Raw genomic sequence first — 20,292 nt, 5'->3', positions numbered from 1 at the left:
CAAATCCGAGTAGGGGGATTGGGCCAAATCTGAGATAGTCCCCCCATGGACTCTAATAACGAAGTTGAGATAGTGGGACGTCACCTTGAATTGACGGAACCCATTAAGTGTAAGGTGAAGGAGCTGGCGGAGAAGCTTCGCGAACATGATTCCGATATCAAAAGGATCCGAGTGGAGCTGGAGCTCGAGCGCCATGCCAAGACGCACCAGGACGAGTTCATAGCCAAAGGGCATGTGGATGGCCACCGGAATCACTTCGATGTGACCGCCCAGGGTGACGATCTCTACAAGGCGATCTCTGATCTGGGAGACAAGTTGGATCGCATCATTCGCAACAAGAGTCGTCGCCGCGTTACTGAGCGGCGGCACCTGAGTTCGATCGACTTGGATGCCGATCTACCAAAAACCGGAACCAACGATCTCTCGTAACGAGATCTCTCCACTAATCCTCGAACAAACGACGGTCATGCCAAATGTGCCTCTCAGCTTTTCGCGCGAATCTCTCGGTCTTAGTGCCGATTTGATTCGAAAGTATAACCAGCCCGCTCCGCGCTACACCTCGTATCCGACGGCCTTGAAGTTCAAGACAATCGAGGATCGCAGCAGCCGGTCGGCTTTGTTGGCGGATCTCGAGGATGCGGGGGGACCTTTGTCTCTCTATGTCCACGTGCCTTATTGCCGTAGTCTTTGCTGGTTTTGCGGCTGCGCAAAGATCATCTCGACCGATACTTCCCTCGCGGATAAGTATCTAGACTACTTGGAGGTTGAGGTGCGTCGCTACTCGGAGCTCATTCGCAAGGGTCGCAAGGTCGTGCAGCTACACTTCGGTGGAGGCTCGCCAAATTTCCTTTCCCCAAAGCAGATCAAGAGGCTTTCGTCGATATTGCGTGGATCTTTCGAGTTTGACGAGGAGGCTGAAATCAGTGTGGAGCTGGATCCGCGCACACTGTCGGAGGCTCAGGTCGCAGCTTTCATGGAACTTGGAATTAACCGTGCTTCGATCGGAGTGCAGGACGTAAATCGCAAAGTGCAGGAGGCGATACACCGTATCCAGCCAACGGCTACGAATGCTAAGACTATTGGCTGGCTGCGGGAGGCGGGCATTAATTCGATCAACGTTGACCTGATCTACGGCTTGCCCCACCAGACTGAGGAAAGCTTCAAGGAAACCTTGCAAGAGGTGCTCTCCTACGATGCGGATCGGCTGGCTGTGTTTTCCTATGCTCATGTGCCTTGGAGCAAACCAGCTCAGAAAATCCTCGAGCGCTCGCCGCTGCCCGGCGCGGATTCGAAAATCGAGATCCTCATCCAGACTGTAGAAAAGTTGACTGGCTGCGGTTATGCCCATGTCGGCATGGATCACTTTGCTAAGCTGGAGGACCCGATGGTCAAGGCTCAGCAATCGAAGACGTTGCAGCGAAATTTCCAGGGCTACAGTCTGCATGCGAATGTCGATATTTGCGCCTTCGGGATGTCCGCTATTAGCCAGTCGCAAAACGCGTTCCGCCAAAACCACAAGGATTTGGATACGTATTACAGCATGCTTGATGAAGGGAGTATTCCTCTAGAAAAAGGTTACCTTTTGACGAGGGACGACCAGATTCGCCGTGAAGTCATAATGCGTTTGATGTGTGATCTTGAATTGGATTTTGCGGAGCGAGGAATTGTCAACGGAATCGACTTTTCGAGCTACTTTGGCTCGGAGCTTGAAAGCTTGAGAGGCATGGAAAGCGATGGGCTTGTACGTTTAAGCGAAAGCGGGTTGAGCGTCACCCCGCTCGGACGGCTGCTTATCCGCAACGTCGCCTCGCGATTCGATGCCTATATGGGCAACGCCGCCCAAAGTTTCTCGAAGGCTATCTAGTCAAGCTCTGAAGGCTTGGTTCCGAATGGTCGCCTTTTCCTGCTAATCCTGCTGCTTGCCAGCAGGGTTGCGAATAAAGCCATTCCCGAGAGGGAAGCTGTGGCGCCGCTGTCCGGCACGCGGCTAGCGTAATGAGTGTCCTTTGCGAATACGCGTGCTCCGTATTCCGTGTGGGGGAGTGGCTCGAAATCGTAGTTTCCGCCGTCGTAGAAGGTCGATTCTGATAGCCGGCGATCGTATTGGTCTGCAAAATAGAAACGGAAGTGAGTAGCCCATGAAACGGCTACATCGTCGAACGGTGCGAACTCTTCTCCTGCTAGCGAAGTAATCGAATCAACGATCTGTTCGATGCTGTCGGCTGCACGTGGGTCTAGGACGTAGTAATCAGGGAGAGAGGCAAGTGGGCGTCCCGGGTCGCTCCCCCAGACTATATCGTAAACGTCAACCTCCTTCGGGTAATTTACAGGCGTAATTGAAAGGGCTTGGCATGAAAGAGGGATAGAGCAGGCGATCAATAGAAATGTGGCGAAGTTTTTCATGGTTTCTGGGAAGAGTGGTTCATTAATTTCACGAGGAATCCTACCCTCCTAAGTTAACGGCTTCTCGTCCATCGTCCAGCCGTACCGCCGAGCTTCCGGCGATCTGAGGCTTTCTCTCATAGCTCTCGGGTCGAAAGGTATTACGTACTACGCCGAAATCGTTGCTTATGTTCCTTCTTTGTGGGTGCTGCTAGGGGCGACGTCGACAGCCCCCCATTTCTAGCTCAATTTCGAGCCGGCAATTTTACGAGTTGCCCACGTTCGATGGTTTGATCGAGCTCGACTTGGTTCATGATCGCCCAGTCGTGGGTATCGGTGCCGGGAGGGAGTCGCTCAGGCAGCAGGTCTTTGAAGGGCGCTGTTCGCGCGGCGCTCTCGATTGCGATGCGGTGCGGCTGGATGTTTAGGATGTCTGGATTCGTGAGATTGTCGAATGAACCAGCTACTCCTCGAATCGTCTGAGCTTGAGCGGGAAAGGAAGCGCTGGTGCCGTATCCCAAGAAAGTGAATACTTTGTCGCCCATCTGTATGAACGTCGAGTTCAGCATCAAAGTGCCGGTTTGGTTGCTCACGGTGCCCTCAACGACGTACGCGGGCATCCCGTTGACGCGAGAGTCTTGAGCGTAGGTGGGCTCGATGGATAGTTTTGATATGAATGCTTGGGCTGCCTCGAGCGGGCTGCTTTCTTTGGCAATGGTAAATGCGAGCATCACTGACCGGTTGGCATCCGTCAGGTAGACGGCTCCGCTTTCGTTTTGTAGGCTCCAGCCGGCTGGTTTATCGAATTGGAAACGGAGGTCGGGATGGTAGAAGCGTTGTCCGTCGCTGTATCCGTTTCTTGGATTCTGCCCGACGACGAGTCCGTCGATCATTTCAAGGAAGCGTTGCTGGCCGACGACGGGCGCTTGAGCTCCTATGCTGGGACTCCATTGTTTCGCCAGCTCTTGGATGGTCTTTTCGCGCTCTCCGGGATCGGGATGGGAGGACATCCATGATGGTATGCTTTGGCCGGACTTTTCGGAGATGCGGTCCAGCGAGCGGAAGAATTCCGAACCTTCAGCGGCGGCATAACCTGCTTTGGCCGCGTATTCTACGCCATGCAAGTCCGACTCGCGCTCAGCGTCACGTCCGTATTTGAGCGTGGCGAGTTGGAAGAGTTCGCCACCGAGATTGACCATGTCTCTAGCGAATTCCTTGTTCTCGGCTACTTGCTCGCCGATGACGGCTCCAGCGACAAGGCCAATTTGGCCGAGTTGTCTTTTGAGTGCTTGCTTGGAGGCGTGGCGCGCCTCGACGTGAGTTATTTCGTGACCGATCACCACCGCGAGCTGGGCTTCGTTTTTCAGGTGCGCGAGAAGTCCTCTAGTGACGTAGATGTAGCCGCCAGGAAGCGCAAATGCGTTCACGACATCGGAGTCGAGGAGGCGGAAGGTGAATTCTGTATTTTGATAGATCTCTGGGGCTCCTACCGCCTTGATGGCGCTGTATTGGAGAAGATCTTTCCCGATATCGCGAATGTAGGCTGCAAGCGCATCGTCTTGGTATAGGCCCATTTGCTGGACGATTCCTGCATCTGACTCGCGTCCCAGCTTGAGCTCTTGTTCCCAAGTGTAGGCGTAGTAGCCAGTCTCTCCCGTGTAGAGGCTAGGCTCGGTGGCGCAGCCTCCGAGAAGTAGGGCAATCGTGGATACTAGGCAGGTAAAAGTAAAGAGTCGGTGGCGCATATCGGCTTGGATTAGTCTGAACGGGAAAAGTTCGTTTATCACAATGACCATGGATTTAGGCCTCGGTCAAACGCCTCGAGAGGGGATTGTACTTTTTTTGGAATTCTTGAATCAAAGAGTTGACAAGGAGCGCTCGAAACGACTTTTTCCGAATCCTTCATTGCCCTGTAGCTCAGTGGTAGAGCAGGTGACTGTTAATCACTTGGTCGCTGGTTCGAATCCAGCCGGGGCAGCCATTTTATCTCCGTCCGCCAGACTGGCGGTTTTTTTGTGCTCAGGCAGCCTTCCCAAAAAAAGAGGCTCAACTGTGGCTGCTTTTGCTTTTGCCAAGTTTTTCTGTGTTTTGGCGAAAGTTTTGATTGATTTCCGAATGAAGCGACTTACGGTTCGCCTCCTTTCTCTCGGAGTCTTGCTCCGCATCTAACGATTTTCGTACCATGAATACGCTCACAATCAACGCTTCCACCCGCGAACAAGCGGGATCTGCATCATCCGGCCGTCTCCGTGCCGAAGGCCGCGTGCCAGCTGTTGTATACGGCAAGAGCAAGAAGCCTGAAAATTTGTCGATCGACTCTAGCGAGCTTCGTCAGCTTCTCCGCTCGATCGGTAACAACACTCCTGTCGTTCAGCTCAAGGCTGGCGAGGGCGACGCAGTTACTTCTATTATCAAGGAAGTACAGCGTCACCCCATCAAGGACACTTACACGCACGTCGACTTCCAGGAAATCGGCGTCGACGAGCTCGTCGTCCTCGAGATCCCCGTTCACGCCAAGGGCGAGGCTTGGGGAGTTAAGAACGAAAACGCGACCGTCGAAACGGTTTCGCAAACCGTCAGCGTACGTTGTTTGCCGAAGGACATCCCGTCCTCTATCGATGCGGACGTCCGTCCTCTCAAGGTGGGCGATAGCCTCCACGTCAGCCAATTACCTGTCATCGAAGGCGTGCAGTATCTCGACGCTCCCGAGCAGCCGGTCTTCGCAGTCGTTAAATAAGCGGCCTAAACTTTTCCAGGTGCGCCAACCGATTGGCAGGCTCACCTTTTTGTTCTTTTCCAAATTCTAGAACGGCTCATGAGCTACCGGATGATAGTCGGCCTCGGCAATCCCGGAAGCGAATATGCCAATACTCGCCACAATGTCGGATTCCGTGTGGTCGAAGCTTTTGCTGCGAAGCAGGGAGCGGAGGCCTGGAAGGTTGAGCGTAAGCAAAAAGGAGAGATCGCTCTTCTTAGCGGTTCAAAGCTAGGAAAGCTGGTCCTCGTGAAGCCTACGACCTACATGAACGAGAGTGGCATCTGCGTGCAGAAGCTTTGCAGCTACTATAAGATACCGCCGGAAGAAGTGGTGGTCGTTTACGACGAGATCAACCTCGAAGTGGGCGAAGTGAAGCTCAGCATGACAGGCAGTGCGGGTGGCCATAACGGCTTGTCCGACATTATCAGCCGCATAGCCCCTCGATTTGCTCGCATCCGCGTGGGAATCGGCGGCAAGCCGCTAAAGGAGATGCCGTTGGCAGATTACGTTCTAGGCAAATTTTCAAGTGACGACGAGTCCGTCGTCTCCGCTACCATGGATCGATACGTCGAGAGCATCGAGCTCTTGCTTTCCCTCGGCCCGGAATTGGCGATGAACCAAATCAATCGAAAACGAAAACCCGATGACAGCAACAGCATCTAACTACAAAGCAACCTTCATTCTCGACACCCGTGGTCGCGAAGAGTCTATCGATGACCTCATCGAAGGCCTCAAGGCGGATCTCGCATCCGCCGGCGCCGAAGTTTCCGAAGTCGAGAATCTCGGCCGCCAGGACTTCGTTCGTACTCCAGACGTCAAGTACACAGCGGGCATTTACGTTCGCTACGAATTCTCCGGTACTGCTGAAGTACCAGCTGCGATCCTCGAGAAGCTTCGCTTGAACAAGCTCGTTTCTCACAAGATGATCCAGAAGGTGTAAATCGCGCTTTTCTGAATAACCTGTCCCGCTCAGTCTATGGCCAATTTCAACAAAGTAATTCTCCTCGGAAACCTCACTCGCGACCCTGAACTTCGCGTGACTCCGAAAGGCACCTCCGTGTGTCAGTTTGGTATGGCGGTTAACCGAGTCTATCGCTCCGGCGATGAGACGCAGGAAGAAACGACTTTCGTTGATCTTGAGGCATGGGGCAAGCAGGCGGAGATTATTTCTAAGTACGTTAGCAAGGGTAACCCGCTCTTCGTTGAAGGCCGCCTGAAGTTTGACTCATGGGAGTCGAAGGAAGGCGAAAAGCGAAGCAAGCTGAAGGTCATCGTTGAAAACATGCAACTTATGGGCAGCCGCGGTGATAACGGCGGCAGTGGCCAAAGCTCTAGCAACTATGCTCCGGCTCAGCGCGATAGCGGCTCTTCAGCTCCCTCCTCTCAAGCTCCCGCGTCTAGCGGCGACATCGAAGAAGACGTCCCTTTTTGATTAGCGGCGCCCTCCTCAAAACAATCCGAATTTTAAAATACACTTAACCACTCGCACATCATGGCAACTAGCGAAGTACTACTCATCGAGGCTGTTCAAGGTCTCGGCGGCGAAGGCGATCAAGTAACAGTTAAAGCGGGCTTCGCTCGCAACTTCCTCCTTCCTACAAAGAAGGCGATCCCCGTAAACCGTTCCAACCGCAAGCAGATCGAAGCTCTCAAGGACCGTCGCGCCAAGCGCGAGGCGAAGGAGATCGAAGACGCGCAAGCGCAAGCTGCTAAGCTCGGCGAGACTCAGATCGGCATCGCGGTCAAGACGGGTGAAGCAGGCCGCATGTTCGGCGCTGTCACTTCTATCCATATCCACGAAAAACTCGTGGAAGCTGGATACGAAATTGACCGCAAGAAGATCCACCTCGAGCAGCCTATCAAGGAGCTTGGTCAGCACACTTTCATCGTGAAGGTACATCCAGAAGTCGAAGTCGAAATGAAGATCGACGTCGTCTCCGAGAACCCGATCGTCGAGCCAGAAGCTGAAGATGCCGAAGGCGAAGCGAAAGCGGCTTCCGACGCAGAATAATTATCTACGGCTTGACGATCCCGCATGTCGAACAAGCCGTTTTCGGAGGATAGATTCTCCGACAAAAAGAAGGGTCCGTCCGCGTTTTCGCTGGCCGGGCTCACTCCGCCCCACAGCATAGAAGCGGAAAAAGGCCTCCTCGCCGCCTGTTTACTGGACCCAGCCGAGATCATCTCTCGATGCTTGGCTCAGAAGCTGCCCGCGGAGGCTTTCTACCATCCGGCTCATCAGATCGTTTTCGAGACTTGCGTCGATTTGTTCGAGAACAAGTCGATGCTCGACGCTCAGGTCTTGGCCGAGGAGCTCCGCAGCCGCGGAAAGCTCGAAGATGTGGGCGGCCTAATGTACGTGGCCGATCTCACTTCTCACATCGAGACGACCGCACATGCGAACTACTTTCTCGATAAGGTCCGTGAACACTATACGCGACGCCGTCTGATCAAAACCGCATCAGCCAGCATCGAACGTTGCTTCTCCGCGGAGCACAACGACATCGAGATGTTGGTCGACGAGATCGAAAAGGAGATTTACTCGATCTCCGACGCCCAGGTCGCGGATACCACGCTTCCCGTCAAGGAGGCAGTCGTCGAGGCGGTCAACCTCGTCAAGCGGATGATCGAGAACAAGGGTGAGCTGACCGGACTTTCAAGCGGTTTCGTCGGCATCGATAAGATGCTCAGCGGATTAAAGCCGACTGAAATGATCGTACTCGCGGCTCGACCATCGATGGGTAAGACCTCTCTGGCACTAAACATCGCTGAGCGTGTTTCCATGTCCTATAACGGGAAGCCCTCGCAGGCGGGGACACTCGTTTTCAGCTTGGAAATGGGAGCGGAGCAGCTCGCCATGCGATTACTTACCGGTCGCGCCAAGATCAGCGTGTCGCGATTGCGAGACGGTATCGTCAATCAAGAGGAGCAGGAGAAGATCGCCGCAGCCGCGATCGAGCTTAAGGATGCTCCGATCTGGATCGACGATGGCGCTCAAGTTACCATTAACCAGCTTCGCGCGAAGTCGCGGCGCGTTTTTGCCCGGAATAAGAACATGGGCCTGATTGTGATCGACTACTTGCAGCTCATATCCGGCACCGATCCTCGCACGCCTCGCGAACAGCAGATTTCCGAGATCTCGCGCGGAATTAAAGGTCTCGCCAAGGAACTTAAGGTTCCTGTGATTGTTCTTAGTCAGCTTAATCGTGACTCGGAAAAGGAAAAACGTCAGCCCAAGCTTTCAGACCTTCGCGAATCGGGCTCTATCGAGCAAGATGCGGACGTTGTTTTGCTTTTGGCTCGACCGAAAGACGCCGGTGATGATTTTTCCGTTGCAGCCGACAAGGCTGACCTAATTGTTGCCAAGCAACGTGCTGGCGCTGTCGGCGAAATTAAGCTCAACTTCATCAGAGAAATAACCCGTTTTGAAGATTACACCGAATAGCCAGTCCCACCTGGCCCGCTTATCCCTAGCCCTTGTTCTCGTAGTACTTAGTTTCGTTTCTGCTTCTGCCCAAGAAGCAAATGAAGCTGAGCCTCCCACGATCAATAAGCTCATCATTAATTTCACGGGTCTCTCGAATGTGAACGAAGAGGTGGCTCGGGCGAATATGTCGATCAGAGAAGGGGAGAAGTATGACCCTGTCGCCGTAGACAGAGATATCCGATCGCTCTATCGCTCCAATCTTTTTGAGTACATCGAAGCTCGCATCGCTCCAGCGGGCGACAATGCGATCGATGTAATCTTCGACATCCGCCCCAAGTTCCGCATATCGGCAATCATCTTCGAGGGCAACGACAAGCTCAGCAACAGCAAGCTGAAGCGGGACATGAGCATCGTCGTCAACCAAGTCCTGAACGAGCCGCGTGTTAAGGGTGCGGCTGAGGATTTGCAGGAAATGTACCTGAAGAAGGGGTTCTCGCAGGCTCGCGTCGATTATCAGATAGATCGCAGCCCGGTGACTGGATTTGCAACGGTCACCTTCCAGATTCGCGAAGGGCGGAAGTTCAAGATTGGCTCGATTAATTTTGTAGGTAACGAGAACGTCAAAAAGCGGAAGCTCAAGAAAAGCATGGAAACCAAAAAATGGGGTTTCCTTTCTGTACTGACGGGAAGCGGTCGATTCGATCGCGACAAGTTCGACGATGACTTGGAGAGCTTGAAGGATGTGTATCGGGAAGAGGGATACCTCGACATCGATATCGACCCAGCCCAAGTCCAATTTTCTTACCCGTCCGAATCTCGGATGCGCATTGATATCAACGTGGGAGAGGGCAAACAGTACAAGGTCGGAAATGTGGAGTTCGTAGGGAACGACACTTACGAAGACTCTGTCCTTCGCCTTATGCTAAGGGTGCTTCCAGGCACCGTTTATCGTCCTGAAAAAATTGATGAGGACGTGGCTAGACTGGAAGATTTCTACGGCCAGTTTGGCTTTATGGAAACGCGGGTTCGAATGCAGCGCGTTCCAAATGTCGAAACGGGAGACATCGATATACAGTACGTTGTATACGAAAGTGATAAATTCCAAGTCGAGTCGATCGACATCGAAGGTAACACTAAAACCAAGAGCGTGGTCGTTTTGCGCGAGCTCGCTTTGACTCCAGGTAGCACGTTCGATAGCGTTCGCATGGACGCCAGTCGTATGCGTTTGGACAATACGCGCTACTTCGAGGAAACAAACGTAACACCGCAATCGACCAACGTCCCCGGGCGCAAGGACTTGCGTGTCACTTTCCGCGAAGGTCGCACTGGAAACTTCTCGTTTGGCGCTGGTTTCAGCTCCCTTGAGAAGGGCGTTTTCTTCATTGAGCTGACGCAGTCTAATTTCGACATCTTTAATTGGCGCGGAGCTTTCCAAGGCGATGGACAGAAGTTCCGACTCAAGGCTCAGCTTGGAGGCCGTTCTTCTTCGACCGTGATTGCATTTGAAGAGCCATGGTTGTTCGAGCAACGCTTAGCCTTTGGATTGTCAGTATTCAACCAGTCTACCGATTACGATGGTTTGAGCTACGACACGGAGATCCAAGGCTTCGACGTCTCTTTGCGTAAGCGTCTGATTGAATTGATAGAAGGCAAACTCACGTACAGCTACACTTCGACGGAGTACAGCTATCCAGGCTCCGAATTGCTTGATCCCAGCGATCCCGACTACGAGGAAAAGAAGGCGGCTCTCGAAGGTCAGAATAAGCTGTTGGAAGCAAGTAACGGTGATATTTCCCGCGTTAATTTGCTTCTTTTGCGGGATACCCGCGACAGGATAATCAACTCCCACCGAGGAATGCGTCTGGAGCTCGACCTGCACTACGCGGGAGAAATGCTGGGTGGAAAGTTCGACTTTTATAAGATCGAGACCCGCAACGCTTTTTATATTCCACTAAGTGAGAAGCTGACACAGACCTTGGAATTTCTCGTCCGAGCTGGAGTTGTGGACGAATTTGGAGATTCAACAGAAGATGTGCCGTGGAACGAACGATTCTTCCTTGGTGGGCCGAACACCTTGCGCGGGTTCGAGTATCGTGACGTTAGCCCGTCAGAAGGTGGTAGCCCATTCAACCGTCCTTACGAGATTGGCGGAAAAACCTACGGTATGTTTGGAGCTGAGTACTCCTTTGGTATCACGGAGGACTTCCGCATCGCAGCCTTCTATGATGGAGGTTTCGTCAACAAAGAGGCAGGAGATTTCAATATCGATGCTGACGAACTCTCTTACGAAATTTTCGGCCTAGAATATCTACCCGGCCGCCGTAGATCCGGCTGGAACGACAACTATGGTTTCGGCATCCGCATGTCCATGATGGGAACGCCGCTACGCCTCGATTATGCGATCCCCATGACGACCACCGGTGACTCGGACGTCGGCGGCAACGACAATGGTGGACAATTCAACTTTACTTTTGGCGGAAGATTCTAATCTCTCTTCGCCCCCAACACAATAACTCCTATTCTTACATGAATCGTTTTAAATCCCTTCTCGTTATCCTCAGTGCCATTGCGATGGCAGCAACTAGCCTTCGCGCGGCCGAAGATGTTATCGTTACCGTTATGGTAGACGACGCTCTCGGTAGCTACTACAAGGTCCAAACCTTTATGGCCGAAATGGAAAAGAGCGAAGAAGAAGCTCGTGCCAAGGCCTCTGAAATCGAAGCGCAAGGTACTGCGCTCGTTGAACAGTTCCAAGAACTCCGCGAACAGGCCAACAGCGACATCCTTATGGAGGAAGCCAAGCAAGAGGCGACTCAGGATGCTCAAAAGAAGATGCAGGAAATCCAGCAGAAGGAGCAGGAGCTCCGCCAGTTTGTTGGAAACACGCGTCAACAGTTCGCCGCAATCCGCCAGCAGCAGCTCAATGCCTATTACCAAGAGATCGCGGAGGTCATCACAGAAATCGCCAAAGAGCGTAGTGCGACTCTCGTGATCGACATCACAGCCCGCGCTGGTGATGGCCGTGCTCCGGTTCTCTATACAGATGGCTCTTACGACATCACTCCATTGGTTATCGAGCGGATCAACGCTACCGAAGGCCAAGAAGAGGAAGCTCCAGCGGCTGAGTAGTCGGTCATTCGAATAATTTCTTTTTTTAAAGCCCTGCCGGTTACCGGTGGGGCTTTTTCGTTTCTTGAACTTCGTTAATTCCTTACCTCACAGTTTTGGGCCTTGGTCCGCCTCCACCTACGTGAGGTTTATACGCTTCGTCAGATGCCAAAGAACAGCGAGACGCTCGAGGGTTGATTTCCCGCGGTTTCGCTTCCATTTTCACGACTCCTCAAAATTTTGCAGATCACGTTATGGATATCGTCCTCTCTCTTAATGCTGTCTTAGATCGCATCAACTATTCGACTTTCGAAGGAGAGTTGGGGGTTCGTAGCATTACTGGAGTGGCTTCTTTAAGCGACGCACAGAGGGGGGATGCGACTTTCATCACGTCTGCTAAGTACTTGGAGGACCTTAAGAAGACCGAGGCATCGTTGGTGGTCTTAGGCAAGGACTTGGAGATCAAGCCAAAGCCGGGCCAGCTATTCTTGAGGGTTGAAAACCCATCCATTGAGATCGCGAAGCTCTGTGAGCTTATTTCTCAGAAAATGTGGGACAAGCCCAAGCCTGGGATTCATAGGTTGGCCAATATCGATCCAGCTGCCGAGATCCACCCGAGCGCTAGTATCAATGCCTTTGTGACGATCGCCGAGGGCGCTCGGGTGGGGCCGGGATGCGTAATCGGATCAGGTTGTTACATCGGTCCAGCGTGTGAAGTCGGGACGGATTGTCAATTGGCCGCCAACGTTTCCTTGGAGCGTGATACCGTATTGGGAAACCGGGTACGTATTCATGCTGGAACGGTTATAGGTTCGGATGGATTTGGCTACGAGTTCGAAGGCGGGCGCCATCGTAAGGTCCCTCAAGTAGGGTCGGTGCGGGTTGGAGACGACGTGGAAATCGGGGCGAATACGACGGTCGATCGCGGACGCTTCGGACCGACTCGTATCGGAGAGGGCAGCAAGATCGACAATCTGGTGCAGATTGGCCACAACGTGGTAGTCGGAAAGCACTGCATTCTTTGTGCTCAAGTGGGAATCGCCGGTAGCACTATCTTAGGGGACTATGTCGTGATGGGCGGACGAGCCGGAGCCTCGGGGCATGTCGAAATCGGATCGGGAGCGCAGCTTGCGGGGCAATGCGTGGCCTATTCGGACCTTGAAGGCGGAGCTAAGTATGGCGGCGCGCCTGCTATACCATTGGTATCCTATCAGCGGATCACGGTTGTTACTCGTCGATTGCCGGAGCTCTTCAAGCGTCTTACCCAATTGGAGAAGCACTTGCTTCACGATTAATTAGATTTAGGCCTGTGCAATCTCTTGGCGTTTGATAGGCCTTTTGAATGCGCGGCAAAAATCTCAAGATCATCTCCGGTAACTCTAATCGGCGGCTTGCCGAAGACATTTGCGAATTTATCGGTGTTCCGCTTACGGATGCGATCGTGACGACGTTCCCAGACGGCGAATCGTTTGTGAAGATTAATGAGAACATACGTGGACAAGACGTATTCCTTATCCAATCGAGTTCTCCGCCGGTTAACGATAATCTCATAGAGTTGCTAATCATGATAGATGCGGCGCGCCGCGCCTCAGCGGCCCGTATCACTGCGGTGATTCCATTTTATGGATACGCCCGCCAAGATCGTAAAGACCAGCCCCGAGTACCGATCACGGCGAAGTTGGTTGCGAATCTGCTAACCTCAGCTGGAGCAGATAGGGTGGTGGCTGTCGATTTGCATGCCGGGCAGATCCAAGGCTTTTTCGATATTCCAGTGGACCACCTGCTCGCCTTTCCCGTCCTCTACGAATACATCGTAGAAAAGGAATTGAAGAACCTGATGGTTATGGCTCCGGATGTGGGCGGCGTAAAAATGGCAGATGCGTACGCTCGAATGCTCAAGTGCGGGCTAGGCTTTGTAGCTAAGAAGCGCCACAGCGCTACGCAGGTGGAAGCCACTAGTATCGTGGGTGACGTGAAAGGGTGCGATGTCCTCCTAATCGATGATATGACGGAAACAGCAGGGACGCTTTGTGCAGCAGCTCGATTGATCAAACAGCAAGGGGCTAGTCGTATTCTAGCGGCTGTGACGCACGCGAATTTGCAAGAAATGGCGTACGAAAGGCTGCAGAACGGGCCCATAGAAGAAGTCATCGTAACCGACACGATCCCAGTGGATCCCAAGGACCTACCGATCAAGGTCTTGAGCGTGGCTCCGCTCTTAGGAGAGGCGATTCTGCGAATAAACAACAACGAATCCGTCACTAGCTTGTTTCGAGTTAAGGGCTTCTGATGCTAGTGCTTGGAAACTGCGTTTTCGTATGTGAGACTTGTAGCTAGTTTCGATCACCCCTTCCACCAAATGCATATGCCTCATCTAAAGCGCGCGTTCTTTTTAGTCGGATTAGTCCTCATTGCCGCTCTGCCAAGGTTGCAGGCTCAAGAGCAGGTAGACGTGTCTAGCATCGTCGAGATCGACCCGACTCCACTGGATCGTACTCAATCAGGGAGGGTGGTCAGCTACTCCGAATCTTTGAAAGAAGCGCGCCCAGCGGTCGTGAGCGTTTATGCGAAGTCTCTGGACGCTTCGTTAAGCAGGGAAGAGTTGCTCTTAGAGCAACTCTTTGGCAAGCGTTTACCCCGGCCTCAGAATCCACAGTTTGGCCTTGGTTCGGGCGTAATCGTATCTAAAAGTGGGTACATAATAACCAATAATCATGTTATCAGCCAGGCGGATGAAATTAAGGTGCAGCTTGATAGCCAGCGTATTTACGACGCAGTTTTGGTAGGCACCGATCCTCGCACCGATATTGCGATTTTGAAGATTGAATCAGATATCGTTTTGCCATCGATACCCTTGGCGGACAGCGATCAGCTCGAAGTTGGAGATGTCGTATTCGCTATCGGTAATCCGTTGGGAATCGGCAAAACGGTGACTATGGGAATTGTATCCGCCACGAAACGACAACAAATGGGAGTTATCGATGGTGGTTTCGAAGACTTTATCCAAACGGACGCTCCCATCAATTCTGGGAACTCGGGCGGCGCGCTAGTCGATGCACGTGGGCGTTTGATCGGCATCAATACTTTGATTCAAACGGCAGGAGCTTCCACCGGAAATATTGGAATCGGTTTTGCCGTGCCAGCTAACCTTGCTTACTCGGTGATGACTGACCTTGTGGAAACGGGAGCTGTTTCGCGGGGGTTCCTAGGTGTTGGTATTAGAGGTTTGAGCCAGGAGAAGGCGGTGGAACTTGGTATTGAGAGTTTGAAGGGAGCGTTGGTAGACCAAGTAAACGAGGGGACTCCTGCGGCTAGTGCTGGAATTGAAGTCGAAGATGTTATCGTCTCACTCGATGGAGTTGCCGTAGACTCTCCAAGCGATCTCAGAATTCGGATAGCGGCACGAAAGCCCGGAGATTCTGTATCGATCAGCCTGATAAGAGACAGTGTACGTCAAGAATTGCAGGTGGTGCTGGCCGAACTGGGCGAGGTTGGGCCGGTTCTTTCAATAGTGGATTTACCAGCCACGTTTTTGGAAGGCGTTTTGATCGTCGCTCTAACTGATGACCTTCGCGAAGAGTACGAGGTCAATGAAGATGTGGATGGGGTTATCGTGATTGAGGTCGAAGAAGGCAGTCCTTACACGGGGCAATTGACCGCTGGAATGGTCATCCAAAGCATCAACGGACAGGACGTAGTGAGTTACGAAGAAGCGGCTCAAGCATTGAAACCATCTGGCAAGAACATGTTCAAACTCACTCACCGAGGCGTAAATCGCTGGGTCGGTATCGAGGTAGATTAGACTAGCCTTGAGATTTTATTAAATGAAAAGCCGCAGTCCGAGGTGGACTGCGGCTTTTGGTAAAAGAGCTCGGTGTTTTAGTCCGCGTTTAAGATCGTTTCTGCACCGAGGAGCCGACTAACACTGGGGGCTACGTTTCTTTACGAAATCGATGATCGCGGGTGTGTCGTCCATGTTCGCCCAGACAAGTCGAAGGAATTCTCCGGGATGTATATCGTGCGTCTGAAGAAAGTTTCTGTCTCCACCACAGCAATACATGATTTCGTCGCACAACTCGCCCTTCACTTTTCCTTTAGCTTTCTCGATGATGCGAGGAAGCCATGGGATGCCTTCGAGCTTCTCGGGTTTCGGCGTGAGGCTAGAAGCTTCGACACGGGTTTCTGACGATACCCCTTTCTGCATATGCAAAAAATAGTCGCGCCGGACTTGTTCGATGGACTGAGCGATTTCGTAAGAGGGTTCTCCCCCTTGAGCTTGATCTTCTCCGTAATCAAAGAAGTCCTGCACTCGCCAGCCATTTTGGGCGATGAATTCCAGTTCGTCGGCATCGAACCAAGTGCTCTTATCAGTGTTGCCCGAACGGTAAAGCTCGACTGATTTGTCGTAGAGTTTCTTGAAAGTGTCCTGGTAGTTGTAGTGCTTCATGGGCGAGAGATACGATGGAAGTGCGGTTCTGATCGCAGAAAGTGTCGGGCTTCCTATTTGTTCCGTTTTCTGGAGGGTGGCTTCGCTGCTTTTTTAGCAGGTTTCGCTGCCGGCTTTTTCGGTTTAGCGCCGGCGGCGGAACGCGTCGGTTTTTTAGACTTCTTCTGCTTGCGATAGAATTTCTTGGGTGCGGGCCGCTCGTTTTCCGAAGAGTCCTTAGTCCGGTTTGCAGGAGATTTCGTATTGCCTCCCGTGGACTTAGGCTTGCTGGCCGGCTCAGCAGCATCAGATGGCATGATTGTCGGCTTGGGGTTGTCGGCGCGTTGCTTGGCGCAGAGGCGGAAATCGACTTGACGCTTAAAGCGATCGACCTTGTGGACCTCGACTTGGATGGTTTGCCCAAGCGAATACGCGTTCTTCTTCTTGCGTCCGATCAGGGCCGTTCCGCTGGCGTTTAGACGGTAGAGGTCGTCTCGCAGGGCGGAGATGTGTACCATACCGAAGGCGCTGGATTCCTTGAGCTCGATAAACATGCCATGGTTGCGTACCTCGGTGATGATCGCGTCGAAGGCGGTTTGCGGCTTTTTGTCGAGCTCGCGTTCGAAGAACTCGAGCAACTTTACCTTTACGGATTCGCGTTCGGCTTCGACCGAATTGACTTCGGTTTGGCTCAAATGATCGGCAATGCTCGCAGCCTTGGAGGCGTTGTAGCGAGGGCCTGGCTCGGCGAGAGCGGGTTCACCGCGTACTTTGTCAAGGAAGTGGTTGAAGACGCGGTGCGTTACCAAGTCACTGTATCGACGGATCGGAGACGTAAAGTGCAGGTAGTCGTTTTTGCACAATCCGTAGTGCCCGTCCGGAGTGGACTTGTAGCAGGCTTTTTTGAGAGACCGCAGGACTTGGGTGCGTAGGAGTCGGCTTTGCGGGTGGGCAGAAAGCGTTTCCAGCAGTTTGACGAGCTCGGAGCGATTATTGAGGTCTGATGTCTCGATGCCCCAGGTGGCCATGTATTCGCGAAGGTCGTTAAGCCGCTCTTCGTCAGGATCGTCATGAACGCGGTAAATGCAAGGGAGGCGGTTGCGCTTCATCTCTCGAGCTACGCATTCGTTCGCGAGTAGCATATACTCTTCGATGAGCTGGTGGCTCTCGTCGTTGTGAATTTTCTCTAAGCGATCGGCGTAACCTTTTTCGTCGACGAAGATTTTGGTCTCTTCCATGTCGAGGTTGAGGCTGCCTTTTTTGAAGCGCGCTGCTCGAAGCTTGGAAGCGAAGCTCCAGAGCTCGCGGACGGAATTCTGTAGCTTGCCAAGTTCCGCTTTGCTGAGCGTGTTGAGCGCGCGGCCGGTGGATCCTGTTTGGTGGGAAGGAGGGAGCTTGAGGTCGCGAGCGACTTGCAGGTCGTCGTGTTTCAGCAGGGCGTAAGCTTGCTTGTAAGTTAAGCGCTTATCGCTGCGGATGACGGTGTTGGCATAGTCGACGTCGACGATGTCACCGTTCTTGGTGAAGGTGACGAAAACGGACTTAGTGAGGCGATCTTCATCTTCCACGAGGCTGCAGACTCCATTGGATAAGGAGCGGGGAAGCATGGGAATAACGATCCCGACGAGGTAGGTCGAGTTGCCGCGGTTGAAGGCTTCCTTGTCAAGCTGTGAGCCGCCGCGGACGTAGGCTGCTACGTCCGCGATATGAATGCCGATGCGCGTGTGCTTGTCGTCTGGATACTCCAGCGAGATAGCGTCGTCGAAGTCCTTGGCGTCGTCTGGGTCGATGGTGAAAGTAAAGGCTTTGCGTAGGTCACGCCGTCCCTTGAGTTGGTTCTTAGTAACTTTGTCTGGTACAGCTTCGGCCTCCTTCATGACTTCGGGAGGGAACTCGGTGTTCAAGTTGTACTTATGCAGCACAGCCATCAGCTCTGCTTGTGGTTCGTGAGTCTTGCCAAGATTGAGGATGAGCTCGCCCTCCGGGTTGACGTGGCGTTGTTCCCATTCGTGGAGCTTTGCGACGACCTTGTCCCCGACTACTGGGATCGGTTTGAGGCCGGACTCTTCAGGGGGAGGTACATAGATGTCGTGGATGATACGTGGATCGTCTGGCGCGACGTAGTGGAAGAAGCGGGTCTTGCAGAGTGTGCCGACCACGGTTTCGCGCGCACGCTTTTGAATGCGGATGACGCGTCCGTAGGGGCCTTCGTTTTGCGGGCCAGGCTTTTTGTTGCGGTTCTTCCAGATTGGCTGATTCGGCGGAGCGTCAGCGATTCGCACGACAACCTTGTCGTCATGCATGGCTACGCTGGTGTCCTCTGCATTTATCTGGATGGGCTTGGGGTTTGGATCGGATTTTTTTGCGTCGGGTATCAGGATTGCTGAACCCTTTTGGCGGAATTTAATGGTTCCGGTGACGAGGTCGACATCGCGAGGGATAGCGAAGCGGTCCCCTTTAATGCGAATGATGTCTCCATTAGCCAGGAGAAGGCGGACTTCGTAGTCCAGATTGCGGCGTTCCTTTTTGCCGAGTCCAAGTTCTGCGGCGATGCCGGACTTGTCGAGCGGAGCGTAGTCCGCTTGTTGCATGAGGGCGATGATTCGTTCCCTTAGTTTCATTTATCGTGTAATTGGCCGATTATTGGCCTTTGGGCGGTCAGATTGTTGTTGGATTTGCGCCCCTAATCCCTAGGACAGAGGAATCTATGAAAATAGTTCATGCAGCAAGCGAGATGTTCCCTTATGTGAAAACTGGAGGCTTGGCAGATGTCTGCGGTTCCCTCTTCAGGTCGCTAGCCGGTGTCGGCCATGAGGTTTCGTTTTTCCTTCCTGGGTATCGAAAGATCATCGAGTCGAAGGAATTCGAGAGCGCTAAGCTGAAGGTGGTACTGCAGGTCGAGTTAGGCGAGCAATTTCTCCGGGGCGAAGTTTGGGCCCTCAGCTTGGGGCGTCGTCAGACTCTGTACATAATACGCCGAGACGAGTTCTTCGATCGCAGCAATCTTTATGGCACCCGCGAGCGGGACTACGACGACAACGACCGTCGCTTCATCTATTTCAGCAAGGCGGTTGTTCAGGCTATGCGCCTTCTAAGCATCAAAGCAGACATCTTGCACTGCCACGATTGGCAGACCGGCCTGCTGCCATTGTTCCTGCGAATCGCTGAACAAGATACTGGCAAGTCGCTAGCATTGAAAACCTTTTTCTCGGTGCACAACTTGGCTTTCCAAGGGCTCTATCCTCGTTCTTCCTTCAAGTACACGAACCTGCCCAAGGAGTTCGACGGCATAGATGGGCTCGAGTTCTATGAGCAGATCAGCATGATCAAAGGCGGTATCTTTTTCGCCGACAAGATCATGACGGTGAGTTCCAACTACGCCCGCGAGATATTGACGCCGGAGTTCGGTTGCGGTCTCGAAGGAGCGTTAAAGGTTCGAGAGGAGGATCTCGTGGGTATTGCCAACGGCATCGACATGGATGTTTGGAATCCAAGTAAAGATCCGTATTTAATCAATCACTACAGTGCATCGGACCTTTCCGGCAAACAGGATTGTCAGGAAACGCTACTCAAAAAGGTAGGTCTGCAGAAAGGCAAAGGCCCGGTCTACGGCATGGTGGCGCGGCTTACTCAGCAGAAGGGATTGGACCTCTTGCTGAAGCAAATGTCATTTTTCGTGAAAAATGACTGTCGCCTGGTACTGCTGGGCAAAGGGGATCCCATCTACGAAAAGGCCTTGCAACGCTTTGCGAAGAAGCATCCGGAGCACATTGCTATTTGCATCGTGCTCGACGAAGAGATGTCTCATTACGTGGAAGCAGGATCGGACTTTTTCCTTATGCCATCTATTTTCGAGCCTTGCGGGCTCAATCAGATGTATAGCCAACGCTACGGCACCTTGCCCCTCGTTTCGGGGGTTGGTGGATTGAAGGACACAGTTATCGATATCTCTACCGATCCGGCAAATGGCACGGGTTTCGTTTTCGAACCGAATGATGTTGGTTTCGCTTCTGGATTGGCGTCGTCTCTGGAGTTGTATGAGGACGAAAAGGAATTCGTGCACGCAATCAAGCGCGCCATGAAGCGCGACTTCTCTTGGAAGCGAGTGACTACTGAATACGAGTCGCTCTATCTTGATAGTATCTGAACTAGTTCGTAAATCATTGGAAAACAAGGTGTTCGATTCCGATA

The 20,292-nt window shown here is 52.7% G+C and carries 18 protein-coding genes and 1 tRNA gene; 15 read left to right on the top strand and 4 right to left on the bottom strand.

Annotation, left to right across the window (positions count from 1 at the left end):
- Positions 1-45 precede the first annotated feature (45 nt).
- Positions 46-429 carry an HPF/RaiA family ribosome-associated protein gene (locus QEH53_RS15220; RefSeq protein ID WP_309024071.1) on the top strand — a complete coding sequence of 128 codons (384 nt, stop codon included), beginning with the start codon at positions 46-48 and terminating at the stop codon, positions 427-429.
- On the top strand, positions 389-1,864 hold the full coding sequence (hemN, locus tag QEH53_RS15215) for an oxygen-independent coproporphyrinogen III oxidase (protein ID WP_309024070.1): 1,476 nt from the start codon (positions 389-391) through the stop codon (positions 1,862-1,864). The genes QEH53_RS15220 and hemN overlap by 41 nt, the downstream gene beginning before the upstream one ends.
- Here the strand turns inward: hemN and QEH53_RS15210 are convergent.
- Together QEH53_RS15210 and QEH53_RS15205 are read right to left on the bottom strand one after the other, a co-directional pair.
- Entirely contained in the window at positions 1,861-2,403 is a 543-nt protein-coding gene (locus tag QEH53_RS15210) for a hypothetical protein (RefSeq protein WP_309024069.1), read from the bottom strand. The genes hemN and QEH53_RS15210 overlap by 4 nt on opposite strands.
- A 224-nt stretch (positions 2,404-2,627) precedes the next feature.
- Positions 2,628-4,178 (bottom strand): M48 family metalloprotease, encoded by a 1,551-nt coding sequence (locus tag QEH53_RS15205; protein ID WP_309024068.1) that lies wholly within the window; start codon positions 4,176-4,178, stop codon positions 2,628-2,630.
- Positions 4,179-4,288: 110 nt separating this feature from the next.
- Between QEH53_RS15205 and QEH53_RS15200 the strand changes: the two genes are divergently transcribed.
- From QEH53_RS15200 to QEH53_RS15145, 12 genes are all read left to right on the top strand, one after another.
- Positions 4,289-4,363 (top strand) — tRNA-Asn (locus QEH53_RS15200).
- 201 nt (positions 4,364-4,564) lie between these two features.
- Positions 4,565-5,119 (top strand): 50S ribosomal protein L25, encoded by a 555-nt coding sequence (locus tag QEH53_RS15195; protein ID WP_309024067.1) that lies wholly within the window; start codon positions 4,565-4,567, stop codon positions 5,117-5,119.
- Positions 5,120-5,197: 78 nt separating this feature from the next.
- Positions 5,198-5,803, top strand: coding sequence for an aminoacyl-tRNA hydrolase (gene pth, locus QEH53_RS15190; RefSeq protein WP_309024066.1), 606 nt, complete (start codon positions 5,198-5,200; stop codon positions 5,801-5,803).
- Positions 5,784-6,080 (top strand): 30S ribosomal protein S6, encoded by a 297-nt coding sequence (locus tag QEH53_RS15185; RefSeq protein ID WP_309024065.1) that lies wholly within the window; start codon positions 5,784-5,786, stop codon positions 6,078-6,080. The genes pth and QEH53_RS15185 overlap by 20 nt, the downstream gene beginning before the upstream one ends.
- A gap of 36 nt (positions 6,081-6,116) precedes the next feature.
- Positions 6,117-6,572 carry a single-stranded DNA-binding protein gene (locus QEH53_RS15180; protein WP_309024064.1) on the top strand — a complete coding sequence of 152 codons (456 nt, stop codon included), beginning with the start codon at positions 6,117-6,119 and terminating at the stop codon, positions 6,570-6,572.
- Positions 6,573-6,632: 60 nt separating this feature from the next.
- Entirely contained in the window at positions 6,633-7,151 is a 519-nt protein-coding gene (gene rplI, locus QEH53_RS15175; protein ID WP_309024063.1) for a 50S ribosomal protein L9, read from the top strand.
- A gap of 24 nt (positions 7,152-7,175) precedes the next feature.
- Positions 7,176-8,585: a replicative DNA helicase gene (gene dnaB / locus QEH53_RS15170; protein ID WP_309024062.1), complete on the top strand. Its 1,410-nt coding sequence runs from the start codon at positions 7,176-7,178 to the stop codon at positions 8,583-8,585.
- Positions 8,566-11,055, top strand: a complete 2,490-nt coding sequence (gene bamA, locus QEH53_RS15165) for an outer membrane protein assembly factor BamA (protein WP_309024061.1) — start codon at positions 8,566-8,568, stop codon at positions 11,053-11,055. The genes dnaB and bamA overlap by 20 nt, the downstream gene beginning before the upstream one ends.
- 38 nt (positions 11,056-11,093) lie before the next feature.
- Positions 11,094-11,696, top strand: coding sequence for an OmpH family outer membrane protein (locus tag QEH53_RS15160; RefSeq protein ID WP_309024060.1), 603 nt, complete (start codon positions 11,094-11,096; stop codon positions 11,694-11,696).
- Positions 11,697-11,929: 233 nt separating this feature from the next.
- The gene (gene lpxD, locus QEH53_RS15155) at positions 11,930-12,970 is read left to right on the top strand and encodes a UDP-3-O-(3-hydroxymyristoyl)glucosamine N-acyltransferase (RefSeq protein WP_309024059.1); all 1,041 of its coding nucleotides are present in this window, start codon (positions 11,930-11,932) and stop codon (positions 12,968-12,970) included.
- A gap of 47 nt (positions 12,971-13,017) precedes the next feature.
- The gene (locus tag QEH53_RS15150; RefSeq protein WP_309024058.1) at positions 13,018-13,965 is read left to right on the top strand and encodes a ribose-phosphate pyrophosphokinase; all 948 of its coding nucleotides are present in this window, start codon (positions 13,018-13,020) and stop codon (positions 13,963-13,965) included.
- A gap of 75 nt (positions 13,966-14,040) precedes the next feature.
- Positions 14,041-15,477: a trypsin-like peptidase domain-containing protein gene (locus QEH53_RS15145; RefSeq protein WP_309024057.1), complete on the top strand. Its 1,437-nt coding sequence runs from the start codon at positions 14,041-14,043 to the stop codon at positions 15,475-15,477.
- Between the two features lie 117 nt (positions 15,478-15,594).
- On the opposite strand, the gene QEH53_RS15140 is transcribed toward QEH53_RS15145, so the two are convergent.
- Both QEH53_RS15140 and rnr read right to left on the bottom strand, forming a co-directional pair.
- On the bottom strand, positions 15,595-16,122 hold the full coding sequence (locus QEH53_RS15140) for a hypothetical protein (RefSeq protein WP_309024056.1): 528 nt from the start codon (positions 16,120-16,122) through the stop codon (positions 15,595-15,597).
- Between the two features lie 53 nt (positions 16,123-16,175).
- Positions 16,176-18,722, bottom strand: a complete 2,547-nt coding sequence (gene rnr, locus QEH53_RS15135) for a ribonuclease R (protein WP_309024055.1) — start codon at positions 18,720-18,722, stop codon at positions 16,176-16,178.
- An 86-nt stretch (positions 18,723-18,808) separates the two neighbouring features.
- On the opposite strand from rnr, the gene glgA reads away from it, so the two are divergent.
- The gene (gene glgA, locus QEH53_RS15130) at positions 18,809-20,248 is read left to right on the top strand and encodes a glycogen synthase GlgA (protein ID WP_309024054.1); all 1,440 of its coding nucleotides are present in this window, start codon (positions 18,809-18,811) and stop codon (positions 20,246-20,248) included.
- The last annotated feature ends 44 nt before the right edge of the window (positions 20,249-20,292 follow it).

Source organism: Pelagicoccus sp. SDUM812002 (assembly GCF_031127835.1).
Classification (GTDB): Bacteria; Verrucomicrobiota; Verrucomicrobiia; order Opitutales; family Opitutaceae; genus Pelagicoccus.
Note: the sequence above shows the minus strand (reverse complement) of the source record. Positions and strands in the feature narration are given on the sequence as shown.